Origin of the sequence: Afifella sp. JA880 (assembly GCF_025379905.1) — a bacterium.
GTDB lineage: Bacteria > Pseudomonadota > Alphaproteobacteria > Rhizobiales > Afifellaceae > Afifella > Afifella aestuarii.
Genome location: NZ_JAOANH010000003.1, coordinates 252,537 through 278,256 on the forward strand (window position 1 = coordinate 252,537; position 25,720 = coordinate 278,256).

Sequence of the window (25,720 nt, forward strand, 5' to 3'; positions counted from 1 at the left end):
TTCGTGATCTCGCTCAGGCGTCGTCCGGCATGAGCCACGACGGCACACGGTCGAGACCGATGAGCTCCTCGTAGCTGTGCCGCGCCCGCACCAGCGCATATTCATGTCCGTGCACCAGCACTTCCGGCACCAGGCGGCGCGTATTGTAGGTGCCGGCCTGCACCGCGCCATAGGCGCCGGCGGAGAAGACGGCGACGAGATCGCCCGCTTCCGGCCGCGCCATGCGCACATTCTTGCCGAGGAAATCGCCGGTCTCACAGACCGGACCGACCACGTCGCAGACGATCGTCTCGGCATCGCTTTCTTGCACCGGCGCGATCCGATGATAGGCCTCGTAGAGGGTCGGGCGGATGAGATCGTTCATCGCCGCATCGACGATGACGAAATTCTTCCCCTCTCCCTCCTTCACGTAGATGACTTCGCTCACCAGAATTCCGGCATTGCCGGCGATGAGGCGGCCGGGCTCGAAGATGACGGTGGCGCCGAGCGCATTCATGTGGCGGCGTACGATCTCGGCATAGTTCGACGGCAGCGGCGGAGCCGCCTTGTCTTCGTCATAGGGAATGCCGAGCCCGCCTCCGAGATCGACATGTTCGATCTGGTGACCGTCCTCGCGCAGCATCACGACGAGTTCGGCGAGCCGCCGGAAGGCCGCATCGAAAGGCTGAAGCTCGGTGATCTGGCTGCCGATATGCATATCGATGCCGATGATCTTGAGCCCCGGCATCTTGGCCGCTTCCGCATAGACGGCACGCGCCCGGTCAGCCGGAATGCCGAACTTGTTCTCCTTGCGCCCCGTCGCGATCTTGTCGTGCGTGCCGGCATCGACGTCGGGATTGATGCGCAGGCTGACCGGCGCCACCTGCCCGGCTTCGACGGCAAGCCGGGAGAGAAGGGCAAGCTCCGGCTCCGATTCCACGTTGAAGCAATGGATGCCGGCCTCGAGCGCGAAACGCAGCTCGTGGGCGGTCTTGCCGACGCCGGAGAACATGATCTTTTCGGCCGGGACACCGGCCGCGAGCGCCCGCCGCAATTCGCCTTCCGAGACCACGTCGGCCCCGGCGCCAAGCCGCGCCAAAGTCGCGATCACCGCCTGATTGGAATTGGCCTTGAGAGCGTAACAGACGCGGTGCGGCAGGTCCGCAAACGCTTCCTCGAAGACCTGATAATGCCGGGTCAAAGTCGCCGTCGAATAGCAGTAGAACGGCGTGCCGACCGCCGCGGCGATTTCCGGGATCGGCACGTCTTCGGCGTGGAGCACGCCGCCGCGATAGGAAAAATGATGCAAAGCTTCGCCCTTCCCTGGCGCCCTGCTTAGATCAGCGGATCGAGGATGAAGCGGCGCCCGCCATGGGCCTTCTCCGCTTCCTCGGCACGACGTGTGGCGATGTCGCCGTCCTCGTCGTTCGCCGCCGGCTCGTCGAGCCTGGTGAGATCGTCGAAATTGCGGTCGCTCGAGCCTGGATTGCCGATGTCGCCGCGCGGCGTCACCGCTTCGGGCGCACCGGGAGGCGGCTGCAGCGCGCCGCGGCGCCCGCAGCCGGCAACCACCGTCGCCGTCATCATCAAAACCACAGCTAAGCGCAGCCAGGCCATCGCGAACCTCTTCCTTTCGCGGACTATAGCGAGCCCTCGGGCGAAAGCGGAGTGGCTTTTGCAAGAGCCTCCTCCTCGGCGAGCCGGGCCTGCCATTCTTTGGCGCGCTGGCGCACATTGTCGGGGGCGGTGCCGCCTTCGCTCACGCGGCTCGCGACCGAGGCATCGACGGACAAGACGTCGAACACGCTCGCATCGAGCTTCGGATAGACCTTGCGCAGCGCCTCGATCGGCATCTCGCCGAGATCGACCTCGAGCGCTTCCGCCTCGGCGACGATCCGGCCGGTGATGTGATGCGCCTCGCGGAACGGCAGTCCCGCCTCGCGCACCAGCCAATCGGCGAGATCGGTTGCCGTCGAAAAGCCGATGCCGGCGGCCTCGCGCAAACGGGCTTCGTTCGGCTGAAGATCGGCGACCATGCCGGCCATCGCGGCAAGCGACAGGGACAGCGACGGCAGGGCGTCAAAAACCTGCTCTTTGTCTTCCTGCATGTCCTTGGAATAGGCGAGCGGCAGACCCTTCATCACCACCATCAGCGCATTCATCGCCCCGATGATGCGCCCGGCCTTGGCCCGAACCAGCTCCGCCGCGTCCGGATTGCGCTTCTGCGGCATGATCGAGGAGCCGGTTGTGAACTTGTCGGAGAGCTTGACGAAGCGGAACTGCGCCGACGACCAGATGACGATCTCTTCGGCAAAGCGCGACAGATGCACCGCGCAGATCGAGGCGGCCGCAAGCGCCTCCATGGCGAAATCGCGATCGGAGACGGCATCGAGCGAATTGGCAGCTGGCCTGTCGAAGCCGAGCGCGGCCGCCGTCATCTTCCGGTCGATCGGAAAGGCGGTGCCGGCAAGGGCTGCGGCGCCGAGCGGACATTCGTTGAGGCGCGCCCGGCAATCGCAGAAGCGGCTCCGGTCGCGCGCGAACATCTCCACATAGGCGAGCATGTGATGGCCGAAGGTGACCGGCTGCGCGCTTTGCAGATGCGTGAAGCCCGGCATGACGGTGCCGGCATGCTTTGCTGCCTTCGTCACCAGCGCGTTCATCAAGGCGAGGATCTGGCGATCGAGATCGTCGAGCGCATCACGCACCCAAAGGCGGAAATCGGTCGCCACCTGATCGTTGCGCGAGCGCGCCGTATGCAGGCGCCCTGCCGCATCGCCGATCAATTCCGCGAGACGTGCCTCGACATTCATATGAATGTCTTCCAGGTTCCGCGAGAAGGTGAAGCGGCCTTCCTCGATCTCGGCCGCGATCTGGTCGAGACCGTCGATGATCTTGCGGGCATCCTCCGTCGAAATAATGCCGGCTTTCGCCAGCATCTCGGCATGGGCTTTGGAGCCGGCAATATCCTGGCTCGCCAGAGCCCGGTCGAAATCGATGGAAGCGTTGATCTCTTCCATGATGGCGTCCGGGCTTTCGGAAAAGCGGCCGCCCCACATGCGGTTGGACATCAGCTGATCGCAGTCTTTGAAGATGAAGATTCGGAGCAGATTACAGTGAAACGCACTTATCTGGCCTTCGGTACGTTCGCAGTGATCGTCCTCGGCTTTGGACTCGCCCTATACGGGATTCCCGGCGATGGCAATGATGCGGCCGGCGAACTGGGCGCCAATTGCCAGGCGGCCGTTGAGGCAGGCGCACGCCTCGACCCGGTGATCGGCGGCGAAGTGGCGGCCTTCATCCCGGCAAGCCAGCCGCAGGATCTGAGCGCCCTCACCTTCACCGGCGCGGACGGAAGCGAGCAGAGCCTCGCCGATCTCTCCGGCCGTTTGAAGCTCGTCAATCTCTGGGCCACCTGGTGCGCCCCCTGCCGCGAGGAAATGCCGGCACTCGACGCCCTCGAGGGCGATCTCGGCAGCGACGACTTCTCCGTCGTGCCGATCAACATCGACACCTCCGGGCCGGAGCGGCCACGCCAGTTCCTCGATGAGATCGGCGTCGAGCATCTGCCGCTTCTCACCGACAAATCCATGGACATCTTCAACAAGATGAAGGCGATGGGGCTCGCCGTCGGCCTGCCGGTGACGGCGCTCGTCGACGGCAATGGCTGCCTCGTCGGCCATATGAACGGCCCGGCGGAATGGAATTCGGCCGATGGCACGAGGCTGATCAAGGCGGCGCTCGACGGCACCGCCCAGACGACCCGCGAAGCGCCTTCGGCGGCAGCTCCCGCCGGTTCCTGAACCTCTTCCGAGCTCCTCCCGGGCTCCCTGACCTTTTCCTCAGCGCCAGGCGGTGAAACCTTACGCCGCCTTGCCGAGGCTCATGCCGGGGGCGGGGACGCTCGCCGGGGCAAAACTCTCCGCCACATGGTCGGACAGCGCCATGACGAGAGGATCGTTTTCGTCCCGCGCGATGAATGAGATCGCATAGGTGCCGAGATCCGGCAGCCCTGTATCGGCACCGAGAAGCACGAGATCGCCGCGCGCCAGCGACGCCGGCAGCGGCGCAATGGCGAGGTCGCCGGCAACGGCTGCGATCTGACCGGCAGCCGAGGCGCTTTGATAGGCGACACGGTGACGAAAGCCTGCCTTGTTCAAGGCCGCCACGGAGCGTTTGCGCCAGCAGCAATCGGGATTGGCGACGGCGACCGGCAGGGGCTCGCGCCGATAGGCGGTGCCTCCGCGCGCCCCGAGCCAGACGAGTTGTTCCTCATGCACCTGCCGGCGGAGGAACTGCGCATCCGAAATGTCCGCATTGGTGACGAGCCCGCTGTCGATGTCGCCGCGTTCCAGATAGACGCGCACCTTCGCCGAGATGTCGCAGATGACGTTGACCTGCACGCGTGGATGCGTGCGGGCGAAACTTCTGAGAACGCGCGGCAGGAAGGCGCTCGCATATTCGTCCGGCGTGCCGACGGTGATCGAGCCTTCGAGATCGGGCTGCTTCAGACGGCCCCAGAGCTCGGCATGCATCTGCAGGATCCGGCGCGCATCCGGCAGCATCGATTCCCCGAAGGCGGTGAGCGCGACGCGCCGGGAATCGCGGTCGAAAAGCCGCCGCCCGACGAGGTCTTCGAGCTTCTTCACCTGCATGGAGACGGCCGAGGGCGTACGCCCCGCCCGTTCGGCGGCGACGGAGAAACTTCCGGTATCGGCAATCGCGACAAATGTACGCAGAAGATCGGCATCAAGGATCGGCTGCATGACGCGCCTCGCGGTTCAATGAAACTGAACCGAAATGTAAAACCTTTTCGTTTGATTGATCAATAGGGAAAGACGAAATGAGGCTCATGGACGGTACGACACGGTGTCCCGCCGCCATTCCCTGAACCGGGTTTCGGAAGACCCGATTTTTCGTTTGGAGGCAGCAATGCTCGACAATCTTTCCCACAATCCAGCGGTCCGAACCGCCGGATCAGGCGATCTCGCCGCCCGCGCCGGCGCCTTCCTGCAGCCGGTCGCCAACACGCTCCTGCGTCTTGCGCGTGCCATCAAGGGACGCCGTGCCGCCTACCGGCTTGCCACCCTCGACGACCAGATGCTGCAGGATATCGGCCTGACGCGTTTTGAGGTCGAAAGCGCCCTCGCCATGCCGCTGTCTGCTGATCCGAACGCGGAATTGGTCCGCCGTCGCGCCGATCGGATTGCAAGCCAGCGTCGCCGCGGTGTTCGCACGCGCTGATTTGAGGCGATCGCCTCAACCGCAAAAAGCCCCGTTTGATCTCTAGGAGCCCGTCGCATTGCGGCGGGCTCCTTGCTCTTAAGGCCGCCTTGGTTCAGATGGAGCCGATTCTCCCTGCCTCATTGTGAAGGAATGCAATGGCTTCCTCCGGCCGGATTATTTTGATTTCCAGCCATGTCGCCGCCGGCGCCGTCGGCAACCGCATCATGGGTTTCACGTTGGAGCGGCTCGGCATGGAGACGGTCGACATCCCGACCGTACTTCTGCCGCATCATCCGGGCTTTGGCCTCGGCCGCCCGATCCTGGCGAGCCCCGCCGATTTCGCAGCTCTTCTCGCCGGTGTGGCCACGCGCTTTTCCGAGCGCCCGCCGCTCGCCGTCGCCACCGGCTATTTCGGCCGCGCCGAACACGTGGCCGAGACGGCCAACTTCATCGCCGGCTTGAAGGATCGTTTTCCGGGCCTCGTCTATCTCTGCGATCCGGTGATGGGCGATTCCGACCGCCTCTACGTACCGGAGCCCGTGGCGGAGGCGATCCGCGACCACCTTCTGCCGATCGCCGACATCGCCACCCCGAACGTCTTCGAATTCGGCTGGCTGACGGGCACGAAGCCTGAGCCCGACCCGACCGCGCTCGTCGCCGACGCACGCCGCCTCGGCCCGGCCGAAGTCATCGTCACCTCGGCCCCGGCCCTGATGCGCGGGCGCATGGCGGCCGTGCTCGTCAAGCCGAACGAGACGATCCTCGCCGAGCATCCCGTCGTGGCAAATCCGGCGAAGGGTGCGGGCGATCTTTTTTCGGCGCTTTATCTCGGCCGCAAGATCCTCGGCGCGTCCTCTGAAGAAGCGCTCGCCTTCGCGGCGGCCGGCACGGCCGATCTCTTCGTCGTCACCGAACAGCTCGGCCGCGATGAACTTGCCTTTGCCGAAGGACAGGACGTGATGCTCAGGCCAAATCTCGGCCGCATCGCGTTGCGGCGCATCGCCGAAGCGAAAGGCCCAATAAGCCTGACGTGAAACCTGTTCATAACCGCGAAGACTTCCGCAACGGCAGCTCTGCCAGACGCAAAAATCGCGGTTTTCTTTGTCTCAACTCCTCCCCATAGTGGCAAAAAACTTGGGAGGAGACCTCATGAAGACCAAAACCATCGCCCTCATCGCGGCCCTCATCGCATGGCCGGCCCTCGCCGCAGCCGATCCTCTGGAAGGCAATTGGGTCGCCGCCACCGGCAACACGGTGCGCATCAGCTCCTGCGGCAACGCCTTTTGCATGAAGGTGACCAGCGGCCCCAACAAGGGCAAGGAGATCGGCCGCATGCAGGGTTCGGACGGCAAGTACAAGGGAACGGTCGTCAATCCGGAAGACGACAAGACCTATTCCGGCTCCGCCACCCTCACCTCCGCGAACAGCCTCAAACTCAAGGGCTGCGCGCTCGGCATCTTCTGCAAGACGCAGAACTGGCAGCGCCGCTAGTCGCCCTCGAACTGGTTGCGATCACTGGTCGCGATCGAAACTCGGGTCGGCGCGCTCTCGCCACGCCGCAATGGCGCTGAGAAGAACGAGACGCGCGCCGGCGAGCATCACCGCGTCGGGAAGGCAGGTCGGATCAGCCTCGCCGTCGCCTTCGAAGCCGCCAGGCAGCGCCGAAGCCGGCGCCGAGGTGCAGAACGGCAGATGGATGAAACCCGCCATGACGAGGCGGCCGGCTTCGGCCGCATAGCGGCCCGACCGGTAGAAGATGGCGTTGCAGAGATAATCGCCGGCATCGTCGGAAAAATGTGCCGGGATGTTGGCGCCCGACAGCGCCGCACGGATGCGCCGCAGCGGCAGCGAGCCGCGCCAGGAGGGTGGCCCCGCCTCTTCGAGCTCCGCCGATGGCGGCAGGGCGCCCTGCACGTCGGGACGCGCGAGCCGCCTGTTGTGTGCCACACGTTCGAGCCGAAAGCCCCGCGCCGCCGACGCCACACCGAAATGCACGACGACATCCGGGCGGTGCGCCTGCCAGAGGCGGTCGAGTGTGTTCGGCCCCTCCTGCCAGTCGGTCGCGAGAATGGCCGTCCGCACATCGGCGTGAGAAGCGAACCCGCCCGCCTCGTCGGCGAGCCGCTCCACCACCCAGGCGCTCGGATTGATCGCAACGCCCGGAAACGGGCCGAAGCCCGTCACCAGAAGACGCGGCCGGCCCGCTTTGTCGCCGCCGCTCGCCCCTCGCCCCGTCGCGCCCGCCATCAGGCGGCCTTGCGGTTCTCCAGGAGCTTGCGGTTCACCAGAAGCTCGGCGATCTGCACCGTATTGAGCGCGGCGCCCTTGCGAAGATTGTCGGCCACAACCCACATGGAAAGACCGGAATCGACCGTCGGATCCTCGCGGATGCGGGAGATGTAGGTCGCATCCTCCCCGGCGCTCTCATAGGGCGTCATGTAGCCGCCCGGCTCGTGCTTATCGATGACGAGGCAGCCCGGCGCCTCGCGCAGGATGTTGCGCGCTTCTTCGGCGGACAACTCTTCCTCGAACTCGATATTGACGGCTTCAGAATGGCTGACGAACACCGGCACGCGCACGCAGGTGGCCGAAAGCTTGATCTTCGGATCGAGGATCTTCTTCGTCTCCGCCACCATCTTCCATTCCTCCTTGGTCGTGCCGTCTTCCATGAAGACGTCGATATGGGGAATGCAGTTGAAGGCGATGCGCTTGGGGAATTTCTTCGCCTCGATCGGATCGGCGACGAAGACGGCGCGCGTTTGATTGAAGAGCTCGTCCATCGCGTCCTTGCCGGCGCCGGAAACCGACTGATAGGTCGCAACGACGACGCGCTTGATCTTCGCGCGCTCATGCAACGGCTTCAGCGCCACGACGAGCTGGATGGTGGAGCAGTTCGGATTGGCGATGATGTTTTTCTTGGCGAAGCCGGCAACGGCATCGGCATTCACTTCCGGCACGATCAGCGGCACGTCCGGATCGGTGCGCCAGGCCGAGGAATTGTCGATGACGACACAGCCCTTCGCGGCGATTTTCGGCGCCCATTCCAGCGACACCGAGCCGCCCGCCGACATCAGCGCGATATCGGCATTGGCGAAATCGAAATGTTCGAGCGCCTGAACCTTCAGCGTCTTGTCGCCGAAGGAGACTTCCGTGCCCTGGCTGCGCCGGGAGGCGAGCGCCACGACTTCGTCTGCGGGGAAACCACGTTCATCGAGAATGTCGAGCATTTCCCGCCCGACATTGCCGGTCGCACCTACGACAGCGATCCTGTAACCCATGTCTAGCTCCTCTCTCCCCGAAAACAAAGCATCTCTCCCCCGCCCCGGGGAGAGATCGGGGCGGAGCGATTAGCCGGTCGTCTTCGTCTTGGCTGTGCTCATCATGGTGGCGGAGGTTTTATCGCAGGTGCGCACAATGTCAATTGTGTGTCGCAGCCGGCCGGTCCCGGCGCGCCTGCGCGGGCAGACGTTTCAGCCGCACATAAAGGCTGCGCAGATCGCGCCGCCTCGCCCGATACGTCTTCTCCAGCCACACCGCCGTTTTCAGCCATTTGCGCGCGGGGCCGACGGCAACGACGATGTCGGCCATCGCCCGATGTTGCGGCCACAGTCCCGGAACGAGGGTCGAGGTATCGATGCTGCACGTGTCGACAAAGGCGACATCGCCCTGCGCCTGAAGGGCCGCGACGCTCTCGGCCTCCAGGACGAAACCCGGAGAACATCGCGCGAGATCGCCGGCATAGGCTTTCTTGAAGCCCCAGGCAGTCTCGCCGGCCCGCAGATAAAGCGTCATCGAAATGCGCCGCCCGTCGAGCTCCAGGGCGTGGACGATCAGGTTGCCGTTGGCGCTTCCCGCGTCCACCATCTTGTCGAAGAAGGCGCGCTCCTGCGGACGGCAGGCGATCGCCGTTCCCATCTCTCCCTTCCAGCCGCTCGCTTCGAGCCTCAGGAAATCGTCCGCCCAGGAGGAAGGCGGCTGCGCGCTCAAATCGACGAAGGCAAGCTCTCCGAGTTCCTCGAGCCGACGTTTGCGCCGCTGCATACCGCGCCGTTTCTTGCCCGATTGCAGAGCCTCCAGCCCGCAGGACCCGTCTCCGAGATGGCGAGCCGCGCGCACCAGCCGGGCGACGACGGCCCCTCGAAGCGTCTCGTCCTCTCCGTCGAGAAGCCCATCGATGGCGGGGCTCGCCTCCTCCACATCGCGAAAACGCAGAAAGGCGATCCCTTCACGCTTCAGCCAGGCCCCGAGTTTCGCGCGAAACAAGGCTTCGCTGCCACGGCGCACCAGCGGCGTGCCGTCGAAATCGTGAATGTGCATAAAGCGATTGGCCACACGGCCGATGCCCGGGATCGGCGGCGAAACGGTCAGGGGCAGAAGACCGATGAGCCCATGATCGTCGGCAAACGCGACGAGCTTGACCTTGCCCGGCCGCACCAGGCGCTGAAGCGCCGCTTCGACGAAAAAAGGCTCCGCAAAGGCGTTGGGCGTCCCGGCCTCGGCGGCCAATTTCCGCCAGTCGCGGCGGAATTCCGCCGTCACCGCCTGGCGGACGTCGCCCACCACCTCCACGGCAGAAGAAGCATTTCTCTCGGAAGACACCTGCATGCTTTGAGGGGCGGCCATATCGGCGGATGATGTGCGTGGCGAAGCATTGGCGCTGCTCATGCCACGCAACCTCGCGGGCAAGCCCCCCCGCAACAACGTCTGTCTTCACCCGCCATCGAATCCCCCCTGAAGCGCGCAACCTCACATTGTCGGAGGGGAAAATTTTATGCAATTTCCCCGTCCGATTGCAGTTAACTCAAGGGTAACTCAAAAAGACGTCTGGCGAAGGATCGTCGCTCAGGCGCCGTGCATCAGCTTCAGGAACCGCTCGCGGATCGCCTGGCCCATACCCTTGGTGCCGACCTCGGTCAGCCCGTTGCCGCCGCCGCGCGGCAGGATATCCCGCGTACGGAGCCCTTCGTCGAGCACGTCGGCGATCGCCTGATCGAGCTTGTCGGCCTCGCTGATCATGCCGAAGGAATACCGAAGCGCCATGCCGAAGGATGCGAACATGGCGATCGGATTGGCGACCTCGGTGCCGGCGATGTCCGGGGCGGAGCCGTGCACCGGCTCGTACATGGCCTTGCGCCGCCCGGTCGCCTGATCGGGCGCGCCGAGCGAAGCCGACGGCAGCATCCCGAGCGAGCCGGTCAGCATGGCAGCGACATCCGACAGCATATCGCCGAAAAGATTGTCGGTGACGATCACGTCGAACTGCTTCGGCCAGCGCACGAGCTGCATGCCGCCGGCATCGGCGAGCACATGATCCAAGGTGATATCCGGATATTCGCCGGCGATCCGGGTCGCGACCTCGTTCCACAACAGGCCGGACTTCATGACGTTGCGCTTTTCCATCGAGGTGACGCGCTTCTGCCGCGTGCGGGCGAGGTCGCAGGCGACGCGGACGATGCGCTCGATCTCGTAGGTATCGTAGATCTGCGTATCGATCGCCCGCTTCTGGCCGTTGCCGAGATCCTTGATCTCTTTCGGCTCGCCGAAATAGACGCCGCCGGTAAGCTCGCGCACGATGAGGACGTCGAGGCCCTCCACCACGTCGCGCTTCAGCGAGGAAGCATCGGCGAGCGCCGGATAGCAGATGGCCGGGCGCAGATTGGCGAAGAGGCCGAGATCCTTGCGCAGGCGAAGAAGCCCCGCTTCCGGGCGCACCTCGTAGGGCACCCCGTCCCATTTCGGCCCGCCGACCGCGCCGAAGAGAACCGCGTCGCTGGCGAGCGCCTTCTCCATGGTGGCGTCGCTGACCGCTACGCCTTCGGCGTCGTAGGCTGCACCGCCCACCAGGCCATCCTCGCATTCGAAAGAGCCGATGCCTTCGGCGTTCATCCAATCGATGAGAGCTTTCACCTCGGCCATGATTTCCGGGCCGATGCCGTCACCGGCGAGAAGCAGGAGCTTGTGCGTCATTTGAAGATCCGTCGTGATGAGGTCTGTCAGCTAGCCGCTCACCGGCCGCGGCGCAAGCCATGCCGGCTCACGCAACGTCATCTGCCGGCTCCTCGGCGGGAAGGACCATGTTGAGCGTCACCACCACACCCTCGGTGCGCCAGTCGATGTGATAGGTCGCATGATACTGGGCGATGATCTGTTCCACCATCTTGGTGCCGAAGCCGCGCTTGTCCTCCGCCGGCTTCTGCGGCACCGGCCCGCCGGTTTCCCGCCAGACGAGGTGCAGCACTTTTGGCCCATCCTCGTCGAGCGTCCAGCTCAACTCGACACGCCCGGCCTCCGCGCTGAGCGCGCCGTATTTGGCGGCATTGGTGGCGAGTTCGTGGAGGATGAGGCCGAGCGCGGTGGCGACTTCGCCGCCCAACCGCACCCGGACGCCCGAGACGTCGATCCGGCCCTCCCCGTCGCCCGCATAAGGCGCCAGGACGAGTTCGGCGAGGCGCGTGAGATCTGCGATGCTGCCGGCGCGGCCCGGATGCCCCTGCGTCGCCGAATGCGCCTTCGACAGCGCGTCGATGCGGCGGCGCGTCGTGCTCGCGAGATCCTCCACCGAACGCGCGGAGCGGGCTCCGAGCGACAGAACGGCGGAGACGACGGCGAAGACGTTCTTGACCCGGTGATTGAGCTCCCGCGTCAGAAGCTCCGCCTGCGTGTTCGCCCGCTCCAGCTTCTCCGCCTGCTGCGCCCTGAGCTCCGCCTCCTCGCGCAATTGCGCATTGGCGTGATTGAGCTCCCGCGTGCGTTCCTCCACCCGCGCCTCGAGCTCGCGCGAGGCCGCGCGCAGTTCATCGGTCAGAGCGAGGTTTTCCGCATTGCGCCGGTTCAGCCATTCCGTCATGCGCCCGAAGGCGTATCCCGTCCGCTGCAACTCGCGATAATGCGTGCGCAACGGCGGCATCGGCGAAATGTCGCCGCCGCTGATCCGGTCGGCCTGCCCCGCCAGCGCGCCGACGGGCCGCGTGATGGAGCGGGCGATGGCAAGACCGATCATCGCCGTCACCGCAGCAACCAGCGCCGCAAGCAGGACGCCGTTGCGGCGATTGTCCTTGATCGCCCCGAGAAAGTCGTTCTCCGGCACATAGGTGATGACCGTCCACGGCCAGCGCGTGCCCGGCAGAGACGAGGCGACGGCATGATAGGTCTCCCCGCCGAAGGTGAAGCTCGCCGCGCGTTCGTTCGGTGCATCGCTTGCCGTCTGCGAGGTGTTGAACGAGGCCGCGGCCGCCTGCGCCAGCGGGTCGTCGAGCTCGTCGATGCGGGTGAAGCGCAAAGTGTCGCCCGCCGTGCCACGCGTCTTGATCTTTGCAGGCTCCGGATGGGCGATCACGTCGCCGCTGTCGCTAAGGATGAAGGCGCTGCCATGTTCGCCGATTTCGAGATCGGCAAGAAAGGTCGATAAGGCCGAGATCTCGATGTCGATGCCGACGACACCCTGGAGTTCGCCGCGCGTGCCCGTCACCGGAGTGGCGACCGTGATGCCGGGTTCCTGCGAGGAAAAGAAGATATAGGGATCGGTCCAGGTGACCCCGCCGGCCTCCACCGCCCGGCCGTACCAGGGCCGCGTGCGCGGATCGTAACCGTCGGCCGGATCGCTGCGATGGGCGGCGACGGTATAATCTCCGTCGCGCCAATAGAGCTCCACGTCGCGGCGCTGCGCACGGTTGGCGATGGTCTTGATGCGAAACGGCGCGCCCGCGACGCTCGCATCGCGGTTCACAAAGACGAAATCGCCGTTGGTGTTGCCGTAGAAGATGCCGGCGAACTGGCTGTGCGATCGCAGCTGCTCGAAAAAGTAGCGCTCCATCGCGCCTTCGTTTTCGCTGCTGACGACCTCCTGGCGCGCAAGCCGCTGCGACAGGTCGGCGGCCGCCTCCGCAGGGGCGAGAAAAGCGACCGTATGGTTGATGGTGCTGCGCGCGACATCGCCCATGAGATCGCGCGCATGCTGCAGCAGAACCCGCTCGGAGGTGACGTAGGAAAGAAAGAGGACGGCGACGACTGCAACAAACTGCAGCCCCGCAAGCGACAGCGCCAGAACACTGCGGATGGAAACCATGGCCTCTCCCCTTGGCCGGGCTATCCGCCTAGCATCGAAGAGGCGCAGTGACAATTCCGGAGGTCACCTGACGGTAACTGCCCGACCTCATCAGGAGAAGGCGCTTGGGCCAGAGAGCGTAAAACGCCCTCAGCGCCCTCCGAGCTTGCGGTAGATCTTGCCGCCCGGCCGCCCGGTCGGCTCCATACCGAAACGCTGCTCCGCCTTCTTGATCGCATCGCGCGTCATCGGCCCGACCTTCCCGTCGACCTCGCCGACATCATAGCCCTGCGCAAGAAGAAGCCGCTGCAACTCGAAGCGCTCGGCACGCGACAGGGGCGGATCGTCCGTCGGCCAGGCCGTGCGCAGGCCCGGATAGCCGGCCATGCGGTCGGCGAGATGGGAGATGGCGAGCGCGTAGGATTCCGCCTGGTTGTAGGAATAGATCGCATCGAAGTTGCGGAAGACGAGAAAGCCCGGCCCGCGCGGCCCCGACGGCAGAAGCAGGCCCGCCTGGCTGCCGCCCGAAAGATGCGCGCCATCGGCACGTACCACGCCGCGTTTCGCCCAGGTCGACAGGGACGCCTTGCGGCTGCGGCCCGTCGGCCCCTTATAGCTCGCCGGCACCTTCACCTCGATCATGTAGGCCTCGCCCGGACGCCAGCCGGCACGGCGCAGGTAATTCGCCGTCGAGCCCAGAGCATCGGGCACCGATTTCACGAGGTCGCGCCGACCGTCGCCGTCGAAATCGACAGCGAGCCGCTCATAGGTCGAAGGAATGAACTGCGTCTGCCCGAAGGCGCCGGCCCACGACCCGTAGAGCTCGTCGAGATCGAGATCGCCGCGCTGCACGAGCTTCAAGGCGGAGATCAACTCGCCGCGGAAGAATTTTGTCCGGCTGCCGTAGCAGGCGACATTGGCGAGCGCATGCGGCAGGAAATCGTCCCCCGCATCCTGGCCGAAATTGCTCTCCACACCCCAGATCGCGGCAATGACATAGCGGTTGACGCCGTAGCGTTCCTCCGCCGCGCGCAGCACCCGATCATAGCGCCGCATCATCGTCTTGCCGTCGGCGATGCGCTCCTCGTCGACAAGGAAGCCGAGATAATCCCAGATTGGCGTCTTGAATTCCGGTTGCGCCCGCGATTTGCGCAACACCTCGTCGTCGACGCGGGCGCCGTCGAGCGCCCGTGCGGCAAGCCGCGGGCTGACGCCGGCGGCAACCGCCGCCTGCTTCAGGCTCTGAACGCAGGAAGAAAAGCTCGCGGCCGATGCGGGCATCGGGGCGAAGGAAAGACCGAAAGCGAGCGTCGCTCCGACAAGAGCGCGCGCAGCCAGGCCGGGGATTGCGGTCCGCATCTGCACTCCTCAGTGGTCGCAGAAAAATTGTACGCGGTCTCAGCGCGGATGAGAATCCGCGTGCACGTCCCGGGAGCCTCGCTCACCGCAGTTTGAAAATGGTTAACGAAATCAAAATTGCCGGTGAAATCGTCGTTATCACGGCAACTTGAGAGAAACGGGCGCCCTCGCGGCGGCGCCGAGAGCGCCGCCCCTCCACAGACGTCTCAGGGGCATCCCACGGACGCCCCCAAACACATCATCAGCACATCAGCGGCGCGTCAGACCCAGGGACGGTCTTCCGTCATCTGGCCTTCGAAACCGGAGATCTTTTCCGATTTCTCCAGCGTCAGGCCGATATCGTCGAGGCCGTTGAGCAGGCAATGCTTGCGGAAGGCGTCGATTTCGAACTCGATCTTGCCGCCGTCCGGGCCGCGCACTTCCTGCTTTTCCAGATCCACGGTCAAGGTCGCATTGGCGCCGCGCGAGGCGTCGTCGAGAAGCTTCTCGAGATCGTCCGGCGAGACGATGATCGGCAGAATGCCGTTCTTGAAGCAATTGTTGTAGAAAATGTCGGCGAAGGAGGTGGAGATCACGCAGGTGATGCCGAAATCCTTGAGCGCCCAGGGCGCATGCTCGCGCGACGAGCCACAGCCGAAATTGTCGCCCGCAACCAGAATCTTGGCGTTGCGATAGGCCGGCTTGTTGAGGACGAAATCCTCGTTTTCCGAGCCGTCGTCGTTGAAGCGCATCTCGTAGAAGAGCGACGCGCCGAGCCCGGTCCGCTTGATCGTCTTCAGAAACTGCTTCGGAATGATCATGTCGGTGTCGATATTGATGATCGGCATCGGCGCGGCGACGCCAGTGAGGGTCGTGAACTTTTCCATTCGCAGGTTCCTTTTCGAAGTCCCCTTCAATGCTTCGCAGGCGCGTTCCGGTCAAGATATTACGGGTCCGATCTTGGCTGCGCCCTTGCGGGCCGGCCTCAATCAGCCGCCTCGATCTCTTCCATATCGTCGTCGGAGAGGCCGAAATGATGGCCGATCTCGTGGACGAGAACATGGGCGATGATGTCGTCGAGCCGCTCGTCGTGATCCTGCCAATAGGCGAGGATCGCCTGACGGTAGAGCCACACCCGGTTCGGCATCAGCCCGGAATAGGGCGTGGCCGGCGCATGTGCGAGGCCGATACCTTCGAAGAGGCCGAGAAGTTCGAGGGGATGCGTCAGCCCGACGGCGGCGAGCGATTCCCGGTCGGCGCGCTCGGCGACGCGGATCTGGATGTCGCCCGTCAGCGCCCGGAACTCCTCCGGCAATCCGTCGTAGGCGGCAAGCGCGATGCGCTCGAACTCTTCAAGGTCGGGGATCGATGAAAAGGCGGACATGGCGCGGCACCGGCGAAGTGGACGTCAGCGCGTCAGATAGGTGCTGACGAGATACCATAAAAGCCACATCACGAAGACGATCGAGAGCCCGCGCCCGACGCGGCGGCCCCACACTTCGACGCGGTCGTTCGCCGGCGCGTCGGCGCCCGCCAGATGGTCCTTCGCGCGGCCGGCGGCGCGGGCGAACGACGACGTGCCGACAGCCTCGCTGTCGCGGTGCACGCGTTCGAGCGCCTCGCGCGCCTCGCGGCTTCTTCTCGCCTCGCGATCCTCACTCACCGATCACCTCCAACTTTCCGGCACACGATAACATTTCAGCCCCTCCCCCGCTTGCGATGAACTCAAAGTCCCTCGGCGCCCGAAAGCCCCTCACTCTATCCAATGCGCTCGCGCAAGGCGCGCGCGAACAGACGTTTCGTCCTTGAGTTCCAACCACTTAGCCGTCTCACCGATCACATTTTTTTCAGCGAACCCTCTCCAGGTCTCCACGTTGTTTCGGCGAGGCAACGCCAACATCGCCTCTCCCGTGCCGTCTGATCCCTCATGCGATCGATCGGGCGGGAACCCGCAACGAGAGGCAAACGATTAAGGAGCTACTCCATGAATATCGCCAAGCTGACCGCCGTTTCCATGACCGCCATGATGGTGGGCGTGAGCGCCGCCAACGCTGAAATGATCCTGCGCAAGGACGCCCAGGACAACAAGGTGATCGTCAACACCGAGACCGAGCAGGAAGCCCGCATCTATGGCCCGGGTGAGACCTCTGGCGAGCGCCCGGAGACCTGCGAGACCGGCAATTACTACACGATGATGGACAACGACCGCGAGGTCTACGTGTCCTGTGACGACGACAAGACGATGTACTCGGGGTCGATGGATTCGGCGTCTTCGGACTCGAACATGGCCAGCGAGGAAAGCCGTGACCGTCCGCTGGAGCCGTATGCTCCGGGGACCGAAGGCACCAACAACTAAGCTCTCTTCGGCAGAGCTTTAAGAGCCTTCCCGCAATTTGCGGGTGATGACAGGCGGGGCCGCGGCCCCGCCTGTTTTTGCGTGAGCGCTTGCGAAAAGTCGCTCACCCGGAGAGGACCGCCCACCCGTCTGCTTCTGCGGGACACCCCCAATTCCCGGGGAACCGGACCCAACCACACCTGTTTCCTCAGCAAACCCAGAGGAGACAGCGATGAGCGAAGCGCACAAATTGACCCGCCACGAAGACATCAAGAAGTGGGTCGAAGAGCGCGGCGGCAAACCCGCGATGGTGTCGGCAACGGCCACAGAGGGCGACGGCGTCGGCGTGCTCCGGATCGATTTCGGCGAACCTGAAGAGGGGCTGGAGCCGATCACCTGGGAGACCTGGTTCGAAACCTTCGAGGGCGGCAACCTGGCGCTGCTCGTTCAGAACGAGACGGCCGGCGGCCGCACCAGCCGCTTCAACAAAATCGTGCATCGCTGAACGCGGCGCACCACCCGAAAATCGCAGCGAACCGAAAAATTCCCAACGAAAAAGGGCCGCCCGAGGGACGGCCCTTTCCGTATTCAAATCCCTGAGAGTTCAGGGTGAGCAGTTCTCAGCGGCCCCTAATTCAGTGGCCCGAGATTCAGTGGCCCCAATCGCGCACATCGACGAAGCGCCCGGCGATCGCCGCCGCGGCCGCCATGGCCGGCGACACGAGATGCGTGCGGCCCTTGAAACCCTGGCGCCCCTCGAAATTGCGGTTCGAGGTGGAGGCGCAGCGCTCTTCCGGGGCGAGCTTGTCGGCATTCATGGCAAGGCACATGGAGCAGCCCGGCTCGCGCCATTCGAAGCCCGCCGCGATGAAGATCTTGTCGAGACCTTCCGCTTCCGCCTGCGCCTTCACGAGGCCCGATCCCGGCACCACCATGGCATTGACGCTCTCGGCGACCTTGCGGCCTTCCGCGACCTTGGCGGCAGCCCTGAGATCCTCTATGCGGCCATTGGTGCACGAGCCGATGAAGACGCGGTCGAGCGTGATGTCGGTCATCTTCGTGCCCGGCGTCAGCCCCATATATTTGAGCGCCCGCCACTTCGAGGCGCGCTTGTTCTCATCGGCGATGTCGTCCGGGTTCGGCACCGCGCCGAGAACCGAGATGACATCTTCGGGCGATGAACCCCAGGTCACGATCGGCGGCAGATTGGCCGCGTCGAGCCGGACTTCCCGGTCGAAATGCGCCCCCTCGTCGGAGGGCAGGCTCTCCCAATAGGCCTTCGCCATGTCCCAGGCCGTGCCCTTCGGGGCCCGCGGCCGGTCGGCGATATAGGCATAAGTGATCTCGTCGGGGGCGATCATGCCGGCGCGGGCACCGCCCTCGATCGACATGTTGCACACCGTCATGCGGCCTTCCATCGACAGCGAGCGGATCGCCTCGCCGGCATATTCGATGACATGGCCGGTGCCGCCGGCCGTGCCGATCTCGCCGATGATCGCAAGGATGATGTCCTTCGCCGTCACGCCGTCCGGCAGCTTGCCGTCGACGGTGACGCGCATGTTCTTCGCCTTCGACTGAATGAGCGTCTGCGTGGCGAGCACATGTTCCACTTCGGACGTGCCGATGCCGTGCGCGAGCGCGCCGAAGGCGCCATGCGTCGAGGTGTGGCTGTCGCCGCACACGATCGTCATGCCGGGCAGCGTGAAGCCCTGCTCCGGCCCGATGATGTGGACGATACCCTGCCGCATATCGAGTTCATTGTAATATTCGATGCCGAAATCGGCGGCGTTCGTGGCGAGCGTGTCGACCTGCAACGCCGATTCCGGATCGTCGATGCCTTTCGAGCGGTCGGTCGTCGGCACGTTGTGATCGACGACGGCGAGCGTCTTGTCCGGCGCATGCACCTTGCGCCCGGCGATCCTGAGGCCCTCGAAGGCCTGCGGGCTCGTCACTTCGTGCACGAGATGACGGTCGATATAGAGGAGGCAGGTGCCGTCGGGTTGGCGGTCGACCAGATGGTCGTCCCAGATTTTGTCGTAAAGCGTTCTCGGTTTCATGGGTCTACTCGGTTGTGATCGCAAAAAGGGGAAAGGGCGCCGTCAGGCGCTCGTAAGCGATCCGTCGGAGGCGAAGAGACGCGCAAAAAACCGCCAGGGCAGACGCGCATGGTCGTCGATCGCCGCAAAAGCGTGCGTGGAATGGAAGATGGCCCCGATCGCTCCGCGCGATCCGGCCTTGGGCGTTTCGTTCGACGACATGGCGCTGCATATAGCAACTTGGCCCGCTCCTCTCAATTCTTTCATCCCGCACAATTGCGTAAGTTCGCTCATGGCCTTGCGCGTGAGGGGCAGACCGCCCTTCGCCTCGTGCCGGCCCTTCTTCGCAACGCGCCGGGATGACTTCGCCGCCGGTCCGGGCTAACCGGAGGAATGCGCAGATTTCTTTCCCTGCTTCTTGCGGGCCTCACCATTCCCTCCGCCCTTCTCGGCCCGGCCTTTGCCGCCGGCCAGAATTGCGAGGTGACGCGCGACGGCGAACGCTCCTATGCCGTCTGCCGCTTCGATCCCGCAACCGACGACGTCCGCCTTTATCTCAACGACGCGACGGGCAAGCCCTATGGCTCGTTCCGGGCGCTGAAATCGGCGCTCGAAAGCGAGGGAAAGCGTCTCGTCTTCGCCATGAACGGCGGCATGTACCACGAGGATTTCTCGCCGGTCGGCCTTTATGTCGAAGGCGGCCGCACGGTGAAGAGCGCCAACACCAACAAGGGCCCCGGCAATTTCCACATGCTGCCGAACGGCATCTTCTGGATCGGCGGCGGCAAAGCGGGGGTTCTGGAGACAGAGGCCTATCTGCGCCGCAAGCCGCCGGCGGATTTTGCCACCCAGTCCGGCCCGATGCTCTTGATCGACGGCAAGCGCCATCCGCGCTTCCTGAAGGACAGCGACAGCGCCAAGAAAAGAAACGGCGTCTGCGTCACCAAAAAGGGCGAGATCGTTTTCGCGGTCTCGGAAGGCCCGGTGACGTTCTGGGAGTTTTCAGGCTTCTTCAAGGACCGGATCGGCTGCGACAACGCGCTGTTTCTCGACGGCTCGATATCGAGCCTCTACGCTCCCGAGCTGCGCCGCGCCGACGGTTTCTTCCCGCTCGGCCCGATCATCGCCGTGACGGCAGAGAAGTAGACGGTCGAAAAATAGACGGCAGGAATAGCGGGAAATAAGCGGCCGCCGGTGACACACCCCGCGGCCGCCCGGATCGCCGGGCCGATCACACAGCCAGATATTCGTGCCTGAGATCCTCGTTCTCGAGGACTTCCTTCGCCGTCCCCTCATAGACGACCTCGCCCATGTCGAGGATCATCGCCCGGTCGGCGAGCTGCAAGGCGGCGACGGCGTTCTGTTCCACGATCACCGTGGTGATGCCGATCTCCTTGATCTCGGCGACGATCTTTTCGATCTCCCGCACGATGACAGGCGCGAGCCCCTCATAGGGCTCGTCGAGGAGCAGAAGCTTCAGATCGCGCACCAGCGCGCGGGCGACCGCCAGCATCTGCTGTTCGCCGCCCGACATCGTCGTGGCTTCCTGGTTGCGCCGCTCGGCAAGCCGCGGAAAACGCTCGTAGACCTCTTCGATTTCCCAGCCGCGCGGCTCTTCGATGCGGGCGAGGACGAGGTTTTCCTCCACCGTCAGCCCCGGAATGATGCGCCGGTCCTCCGGCACCAGAACGACGCCGGCCCGCGCCGCCTGATAATCGACCATCTTGTGCAGCGCCTGATCCTTGAGCCAGATCTCGCCCTGCCTGAGTTCCGGATTGCTGGCGCGCGCGATGGTGCGCAAGGTCGAGGTCTTGCCGGCACCGTTGCGCCCGAGAAGGGCGAGCACTTCCCTCTCCTGGATGGAGAAGCTGACGCCCTGCACGATATAGCTCTCGCCGTAATAGGCATGCAGATCGCGGCAGGAGAAGAAGGCACCTTCTTCGTAGCCGGTTCTCTCGATCATCTTCGTCTGGGCGGTGCCCGGCGCCTGCGGGTTCGCAGCCGTCGACGCCTTGGGATCGATCGGGGTCGCCTCGCTTGTCCCGGTCATCATGGCGTTCATCAATGCGCTCCTCCCAGATAGGCTTCCTGCACGCGCGGGCTGCCGCGCACTTCGTCGGGCGTTCCCTCGGCGATGATCTTGCCCTGCGCCAGAACCGAGATACGGTCGGCGAGCGAGAACACGACATGCATGTCGTGCTCGATGATCACCTTGGTCATGCCGCGCTCCTTGATCTGCTTGAGAAGATCGATGGTACGGTTGGTGTCGTGCCGCGACATGCCCGCCGTCGGCTCGTCGAGAAGCAGAAGCTTCGGATGCTGGATGAGGCACATGGCGAGTTCGAGCCGTCGCTTGTCGCCGCGCGACAGGCTGGAGGCGAGCTTGGCGTAGAACTGCAGAAGCCCGACATCCTCCAGAAGCTTCTCCGCCTCCTCGCGCAGATCCGTCTCCTTTTCGAGCGAGGAGAGCGCGCTCATGCGGAACGTTCCGTCGCGCTTGGCGAAGGCCGGCACCATGACGTTCTGCAGAAGCGAGAGATCGGGAAAGATCTCCGGCGTCTGAAAAACGCGCGCCACGCCGAGCTGGTTGATCTCATAGGGCGGCCGCCCGGTGATGAGATGCCCATCGAAGGTGACGGTGCCGGAATCGGGCGGCAGCCGCCCGATGCACACATTGAGAAGCGTCGATTTGCCGGCACCGTTCGGCCCGATGATGGCGTGGGTTTTGCCCTGTTCCACCTGGAGCTCGATGTCGGTGAGGGCGCGAAGGCCCCCAAAGCTCTTTTGCACTTCCGACACTTGCAGGACTGCGTTGGTCATCTGTCAGCCTTTCACTCTGCAGCCTGCAGATCGGTCTGCGCCTTGGATCGGCGGTCATGCCCCCGCAGGAAGCGGTAGGTCCGCCGGATGCCTTCCATGATGCCGCCGGGCAGGAAGATGACGATCACCATGAAGAGGAGGCCGAGCGTCAGATGCCATCCCTCGCCGACGAAGGGGCTCAGAATAGTGACGACGAATTCCTGGACGCTGTGCGGCAGAAACGAGAAGGCGGAGGCGAGCGCACTGTCGTTCAGGGCCGAGAAGATGTTCTCGAAATATTTGATGATGGCCGCTCCGAGGATCGGTCCGGAAATGGTGCCGGCACCGCCGAGAATGGTCATCAGCACGACCTCGCCCGAGGCCGTCCACTGCATGCGTTCCGCCCCGGCCAGCGGATCGGTGATGGCAAGGAGCGCGCCGGCAAGCCCCGCATACATGCCGGAGATGATGAAGATCGTCAGCATGTAGGGACGCGGGTTGAAGCCCGTATAGATCATGCGGTTCTGGTTCGATTTGATGGCCCGCAGCATCATGCCGTAGGGCGAGCGCATGATCCGAAGCGCGATGTAGAAGGCGATGATGAGAAGCACCGCGCACAGATAGAAGCCCGGATAGCCGACCATCCGCTCGCCGAAGAGCGTGCCGAGAAGCACGCCCTGGTGCTCGGCCCCGAAGGCGGCGTCGAGATAGCGCGGATCGTCGCGCAAGACGCGCAGGCCGGTCTCGCCATTGGTGATCGGCGTCAGGACCGAATAGGCGAGATTGTAGCACATCTGGGCAAGCGCCAGCGTCAGGATCGAGAAGTAGATGCCCGACCGTCTGAGACTGATGAAGCCAATGACGACGGCGAGCACACCGGCGATCAGCATCGCGAAGAGGACCGCCGGGATGATGTTCATGGTGAAGAGCTTGAACGACCACACCGCCGCATAGGAGCCGACGCCGAGAAAGGCGGCATGCCCGAAGGAGAGGTAGCCCGTCAGGCCGAAGAGCAGATTGAAGCCGAGCGCGAAGATGCCGTAGATCGCGAACTTCTGCATGAGGTCCGGATAGGCGGCGCCGAGCGGCTGCAGCCACCAGGGCATGGCAAGGATGATGATCGTGAAGGCGACGATGGCGATCCAGTCCTTGTCGACCGGCGTCATCGGCTTCGTTTCGGGCCCCCGCGGCGGCAATTGCCGGGTGGAGACTTCGAAATCCGGATCGGAAATCGCGGCCTTGCGGATTTTTTGGATGACTTTTTTGACCATGCTTAGGTCTCCATGATCCCGGAGCGGCCCATCAAACCGCGCGGGCGCACCAAGAGGATCACGACGGCGACGAGATAGATGATGATCTGATCGATGCCCGGCAGGATCGATTTCACCTCCGTCATGGAGGCGAAGGATTGCAGGATGCCGAGAAGGAAGCCTGCCGCGACCGCGCCGCCGAGCGATCCCATGCCGCCGACCACGACGACGACGAAGGAGATCACCAGAAAGTCCATGCCGAGATGGTAGTTGGGCGCGAGAATCGGCGCGTACATCGCACCGGCGAGGCCTGCGACGATCGCCGCCAGCGCAAACACGATGATGAAGCGCTTTTCGATGTCGATGCCGAGAAGCCCGACCGTCTCGCGGTCGCGCATGCCCGCCCGAACCGTCATGCCGAAGGTGGTGAGCTGCAGGAAGGCGAAGACGGCGGCGAGAATGACGAGAGAGAAGCCGAGATAGACGAGGCGCCACCAGGGATAGGAGATCGCCGGGCCGAGGCCGAACCATTCACCGATCGAAGCGGAGCCGGCAACGGCGGCCGGTGCCGGCACGGGCACCGGATTGGCGCCGAAGATCGCCTTGATGATCTCCTGGAGCACGATCGCGAGACCGAAGGTGACGAGGATCTGCTCGGCATGGCTGCGCTTGTAGAAATGCCGGATGAGGCCGCGCTCCATGACGACGCCGACGAGCATCATCACGGGGATCGTCAGGAGGATCGAAAGCGGCACCGAATAATCGATGATGATCCGCCCCGTATCGCCGAGCCAGCTCTCCAGATACGGGACTTCCTTATAGGCTTCGAAGAAGGTGATGCTCTCGTCGCGAACCCGCGTCGACAGGGTCAGAAGCTTCTGCATGGTCACGGCGCAGAAAGCGCCGAGCATGAAAAGCGCCCCATGGGCGAAGTTGACGACACCGAGCGTCCCGAAGACGAGCGTCAGGCCGAGCGCGATGAGCGCATAGGCGGCGCCTTTGTCGAGACCGTTCAAAATTTGAAGAATAAGCGCGTCCATATCCCCTCCAACCCGCTCGCAAAGCGGGTCGATCAGGCATCAACGGGGGGAGGAAGCCGACCGCACGCAGGCGGTCGGCACCGGTTGCTTGGGCCTTAGCAGCCCTTGACCTCGTAGGGGCCGAGCTCGCCGCCGAAGATCGACGGGTCGTAGGTCACCTGTTCGGTCGACACCACTTCGACGACTTCCAGGATGTCGAACTGGTTGGAGGGGTTTTCCTTGCCCTTCACGACGAGCACCGGCTTGAAGCACTGGTGGTCTTCGGCGCGATAGAGCGTCTTGCCGTTGCCGAGGCCCTCGAATTCGAAGCCTTCCAGCGCCTTGATCACCGCCGGCGGCGTGAACTCGCCCGCCGTCTCGCAGGCATTGGCGTAGAGGATCGTCTGGGCGTAGCAGGTCTGCGCCGCCTGCGACGGCGGCTGGCCGTATTCCTGGCCGAACGACTTGGCGAAGGCCTTGGTACCGTCGTTGTCGAGCTGCCAGTTCCAGTTGGCGGTGCCGAGAATGCCCTTCACCGCCTCGCCGGCACCCATCGCCATCAGCTCGGAATAGAGCGGCACGACGATCTGGAAGTCTTTGCCGTTCACCTGCTTCTCGCGCATGCCGAACTGCACCGCCTGGCGCAGCGAGTTCACCATGTCGGAGCCGTAATGGTTGAGGATCAACACGTCGGCGCCGGAATTCAGGACCGGCGTCAGATACTGCGAGAAATCGCCGGCACCGAGCGGCGTGCGCACGGTCTGCACCGTCTCCCAGCCGAGCTTCTCGGTGGCGTCCTTGATCGATTCTTCCTGCGTCCAGCCCCAGGTGTAATCGGCGGTCAGGTGATAGGCCTTGCGGTCCTTGCCGTATTCCTGGGCGAGGATCGGGCCGAGCGCCTGGCCGGACATATAGGCGTTGAAGAAGTGGCGGAAGCCGTAACGGCGCTTGTCCTTGCCGGTCGTGTCGTTGGAATGCGTGAGGCCGGACATGAAGATCACGCCGGTTTCCTGGCACAACGACTGCACCGCCACCGCGACGCCCGACGAGGAACCGCCGGAGATCATCAAGGCGCCGTCCTTTTCGATCATGCGCTTGGCAGACGCGCGGGCGGCATCCGACTTCGTCTGCGTGTCGCCCGATACATAGGCGACCTTCTTGCCGAGAATGCCGTTGCCCTTGAGGTTCGACGGCTTGAACGTGTTGAGCGCGCCGCCGTCGCCTTCACCGTTCAGATGCTTGACGGCGAGCTTAAAGGCCTTGAGTTCATCGAGGCCTTCATCGGCGTAAGGGCCGGTCTGCGGCACGTTGAAACCGAGCGTGACTGTGTCGCCCGTCGGCATGTTGCAGTATTCGGCCGCGTACGCACCCTTGATGAAGAAATGCGGGGCCGCGAGTACGGTCGCGCCGGCAGCGGAGGCCTTGAGGAGGCTGCGGCGAGACAGACTCGTCCTATCGTTAGTGCTCATGAGCGTTCATTCCTCCAGTATATTTTTCAATTCGTTGGCGGCGGACCGCATTCGGGCGACGCTGGTTCGCCATGCGTTTCGGTATAGGTCCCATGCACCCATCGCAATACTACTTTCGATGGTCCGCGCCGTTCCGACAAGGCTCGGTTGCACTGCCGCAAAATTTTCTGAAGGACAGACGTTCGATCGCGCAAATAAAAAGGCGCCCCGCGGGGCGCCTTTGAA

27 protein-coding genes are annotated in these 25,720 nt (G+C 64.1%); 7 read left to right on the forward strand and 20 right to left on the reverse strand.

Going from position 1 to position 25,720, the window contains the following annotated elements; genetic code table 11:
* Positions 1 to 13: 13 nt before the first annotated feature.
* Genes lysA through argH form a run of 3 tightly spaced genes read right to left on the reverse strand, consistent with a single transcriptional unit; the run spans position 14 to position 3,050 of the window.
* Complete coding sequence (gene lysA / locus NYQ83_RS14185) at positions 14 to 1,288, reverse strand: diaminopimelate decarboxylase (RefSeq protein ID WP_261215466.1); 1,275 nt, start codon at positions 1,286 to 1,288, stop codon at positions 14 to 16.
* Positions 1,289 to 1,314: 26 nt separating this feature from the next.
* On the reverse strand, positions 1,315 to 1,596 hold the full coding sequence (gene lptM, locus NYQ83_RS14190) for an LPS translocon maturation chaperone LptM (protein ID WP_128290710.1): 282 nt from the start codon (positions 1,594 to 1,596) through the stop codon (positions 1,315 to 1,317).
* 23 nt (positions 1,597 to 1,619) lie between these two features.
* Complete coding sequence (argH, locus tag NYQ83_RS14195) at positions 1,620 to 3,050, reverse strand: argininosuccinate lyase (protein WP_261215469.1); 1,431 nt, start codon at positions 3,048 to 3,050, stop codon at positions 1,620 to 1,622.
* Between the two features lie 6 nt (positions 3,051 to 3,056).
* Here argH and tlpA point away from each other — a divergent pair, with 6 nt between their 5' ends.
* Positions 3,057 to 3,782: a thiol:disulfide interchange protein TlpA gene (gene tlpA, locus NYQ83_RS14200; RefSeq protein ID WP_409977022.1), complete on the forward strand. Its 726-nt coding sequence runs from the start codon at positions 3,057 to 3,059 to the stop codon at positions 3,780 to 3,782.
* A gap of 60 nt (positions 3,783 to 3,842) precedes the next feature.
* On the opposite strand, the gene NYQ83_RS14205 is transcribed toward tlpA, so the two are convergent.
* Positions 3,843 to 4,745, reverse strand: coding sequence for a LysR family transcriptional regulator (locus NYQ83_RS14205; protein WP_261215473.1), 903 nt, complete (start codon positions 4,743 to 4,745; stop codon positions 3,843 to 3,845).
* Between the two features lie 166 nt (positions 4,746 to 4,911).
* Between NYQ83_RS14205 and NYQ83_RS14210 the strand changes: the two genes are divergently transcribed.
* From NYQ83_RS14210 to NYQ83_RS14220, 3 genes are all read left to right on the forward strand, one after another.
* Positions 4,912 to 5,223 carry a DUF1127 domain-containing protein gene (locus tag NYQ83_RS14210; protein ID WP_261215474.1) on the forward strand — a complete coding sequence of 104 codons (312 nt, stop codon included), beginning with the start codon at positions 4,912 to 4,914 and terminating at the stop codon, positions 5,221 to 5,223.
* Between the two features lie 137 nt (positions 5,224 to 5,360).
* Entirely contained in the window at positions 5,361 to 6,239 is an 879-nt protein-coding gene (locus NYQ83_RS14215; RefSeq protein ID WP_261215475.1) for a PfkB family carbohydrate kinase, read from the forward strand.
* Between the two features lie 115 nt (positions 6,240 to 6,354).
* Entirely contained in the window at positions 6,355 to 6,696 is a 342-nt protein-coding gene (locus NYQ83_RS14220) for a DUF2147 domain-containing protein (RefSeq protein WP_261215476.1), read from the forward strand.
* Between the two features lie 21 nt (positions 6,697 to 6,717).
* Here the strand turns inward: NYQ83_RS14220 and NYQ83_RS14225 are convergent, their stop codons facing one another.
* The 9 genes from NYQ83_RS14225 to NYQ83_RS14265 form a co-directional block, all read right to left on the reverse strand.
* A complete protein-coding gene (locus NYQ83_RS14225; RefSeq protein ID WP_261215477.1) occupies positions 6,718 to 7,452 on the reverse strand; it encodes a pyroglutamyl-peptidase I in 735 nt (244 codons plus the stop codon).
* Positions 7,452 to 8,483 (reverse strand): aspartate-semialdehyde dehydrogenase, encoded by a 1,032-nt coding sequence (locus NYQ83_RS14230; RefSeq protein ID WP_261215478.1) that lies wholly within the window; start codon positions 8,481 to 8,483, stop codon positions 7,452 to 7,454. Before NYQ83_RS14230 ends, NYQ83_RS14225 begins: the two co-directional genes overlap by 1 nt.
* A gap of 139 nt (positions 8,484 to 8,622) precedes the next feature.
* Positions 8,623 to 9,870: a GNAT family N-acetyltransferase gene (locus NYQ83_RS14235; RefSeq protein ID WP_261215479.1), complete on the reverse strand. Its 1,248-nt coding sequence runs from the start codon at positions 9,868 to 9,870 to the stop codon at positions 8,623 to 8,625.
* 177 nt (positions 9,871 to 10,047) lie between these two features.
* Positions 10,048 to 11,172: a 3-isopropylmalate dehydrogenase gene (leuB, locus tag NYQ83_RS14240; protein ID WP_128290701.1), complete on the reverse strand. Its 1,125-nt coding sequence runs from the start codon at positions 11,170 to 11,172 to the stop codon at positions 10,048 to 10,050.
* Between the two features lie 67 nt (positions 11,173 to 11,239).
* Positions 11,240 to 13,270, reverse strand: coding sequence for a sensor histidine kinase (locus tag NYQ83_RS14245; protein ID WP_261215480.1), 2,031 nt, complete (start codon positions 13,268 to 13,270; stop codon positions 11,240 to 11,242).
* A gap of 129 nt (positions 13,271 to 13,399) precedes the next feature.
* Positions 13,400 to 14,608, reverse strand: a complete 1,209-nt coding sequence (locus NYQ83_RS14250; protein WP_205649801.1) for a lytic murein transglycosylase — start codon at positions 14,606 to 14,608, stop codon at positions 13,400 to 13,402.
* 260 nt (positions 14,609 to 14,868) lie between these two features.
* Positions 14,869 to 15,474: a 3-isopropylmalate dehydratase small subunit gene (gene leuD, locus NYQ83_RS14255; RefSeq protein WP_128290699.1), complete on the reverse strand. Its 606-nt coding sequence runs from the start codon at positions 15,472 to 15,474 to the stop codon at positions 14,869 to 14,871.
* A 98-nt stretch (positions 15,475 to 15,572) separates the two neighbouring features.
* The gene (locus tag NYQ83_RS14260) at positions 15,573 to 15,971 is read right to left on the reverse strand and encodes a metallopeptidase family protein (protein ID WP_261215484.1); all 399 of its coding nucleotides are present in this window, start codon (positions 15,969 to 15,971) and stop codon (positions 15,573 to 15,575) included.
* Between the two features lie 24 nt (positions 15,972 to 15,995).
* Positions 15,996 to 16,250, reverse strand: coding sequence for a hypothetical protein (locus NYQ83_RS14265; RefSeq protein ID WP_261215485.1), 255 nt, complete (start codon positions 16,248 to 16,250; stop codon positions 15,996 to 15,998).
* Between the two features lie 321 nt (positions 16,251 to 16,571).
* On the opposite strand from NYQ83_RS14265, the gene NYQ83_RS14270 reads away from it, so the two are divergent.
* Both NYQ83_RS14270 and NYQ83_RS14275 read left to right on the forward strand, forming a co-directional pair.
* Entirely contained in the window at positions 16,572 to 16,943 is a 372-nt protein-coding gene (locus NYQ83_RS14270) for a hypothetical protein (RefSeq protein ID WP_261215486.1), read from the forward strand.
* Positions 16,944 to 17,154: 211 nt separating this feature from the next.
* Positions 17,155 to 17,427: a hypothetical protein gene (locus tag NYQ83_RS14275; RefSeq protein ID WP_234630277.1), complete on the forward strand. Its 273-nt coding sequence runs from the start codon at positions 17,155 to 17,157 to the stop codon at positions 17,425 to 17,427.
* 145 nt (positions 17,428 to 17,572) lie between these two features.
* On the opposite strand, the gene leuC is transcribed toward NYQ83_RS14275, so the two are convergent.
* Positions 17,573 to 18,979 (reverse strand): 3-isopropylmalate dehydratase large subunit, encoded by a 1,407-nt coding sequence (leuC, locus tag NYQ83_RS14280; protein ID WP_261215487.1) that lies wholly within the window; start codon positions 18,977 to 18,979, stop codon positions 17,573 to 17,575.
* 42 nt (positions 18,980 to 19,021) lie between these two features.
* Complete coding sequence (locus tag NYQ83_RS14285) at positions 19,022 to 19,180, reverse strand: hypothetical protein (RefSeq protein WP_164879522.1); 159 nt, start codon at positions 19,178 to 19,180, stop codon at positions 19,022 to 19,024.
* Between the two features lie 171 nt (positions 19,181 to 19,351).
* Between NYQ83_RS14285 and NYQ83_RS14290 the strand changes: the two genes are divergently transcribed.
* Positions 19,352 to 20,104: a phosphodiester glycosidase family protein gene (locus NYQ83_RS14290; RefSeq protein ID WP_261215488.1), complete on the forward strand. Its 753-nt coding sequence runs from the start codon at positions 19,352 to 19,354 to the stop codon at positions 20,102 to 20,104.
* Between the two features lie 85 nt (positions 20,105 to 20,189).
* Here the strand turns inward: NYQ83_RS14290 and NYQ83_RS14295 are convergent, their stop codons facing one another.
* The 5 genes from NYQ83_RS14295 to NYQ83_RS14315 form a co-directional block, all read right to left on the reverse strand.
* On the reverse strand, positions 20,190 to 20,921 hold the full coding sequence (locus NYQ83_RS14295) for an ABC transporter ATP-binding protein (protein ID WP_128291767.1): 732 nt from the start codon (positions 20,919 to 20,921) through the stop codon (positions 20,190 to 20,192).
* 98 nt (positions 20,922 to 21,019) lie between these two features.
* Entirely contained in the window at positions 21,020 to 21,778 is a 759-nt protein-coding gene (locus NYQ83_RS14300; RefSeq protein WP_261215489.1) for an ABC transporter ATP-binding protein, read from the reverse strand.
* A gap of 11 nt (positions 21,779 to 21,789) precedes the next feature.
* Positions 21,790 to 22,923 (reverse strand): branched-chain amino acid ABC transporter permease, encoded by a 1,134-nt coding sequence (locus tag NYQ83_RS14305; RefSeq protein ID WP_409977023.1) that lies wholly within the window; start codon positions 22,921 to 22,923, stop codon positions 21,790 to 21,792.
* Between the two features lie 107 nt (positions 22,924 to 23,030).
* A complete protein-coding gene (locus tag NYQ83_RS14310; RefSeq protein ID WP_261215491.1) occupies positions 23,031 to 24,047 on the reverse strand; it encodes a branched-chain amino acid ABC transporter permease in 1,017 nt (338 codons plus the stop codon).
* 95 nt (positions 24,048 to 24,142) lie between these two features.
* Positions 24,143 to 25,495, reverse strand: coding sequence for a substrate-binding protein (locus NYQ83_RS14315; protein WP_261215492.1), 1,353 nt, complete (start codon positions 25,493 to 25,495; stop codon positions 24,143 to 24,145).
* Positions 25,496 to 25,720 lie beyond the last annotated feature (225 nt).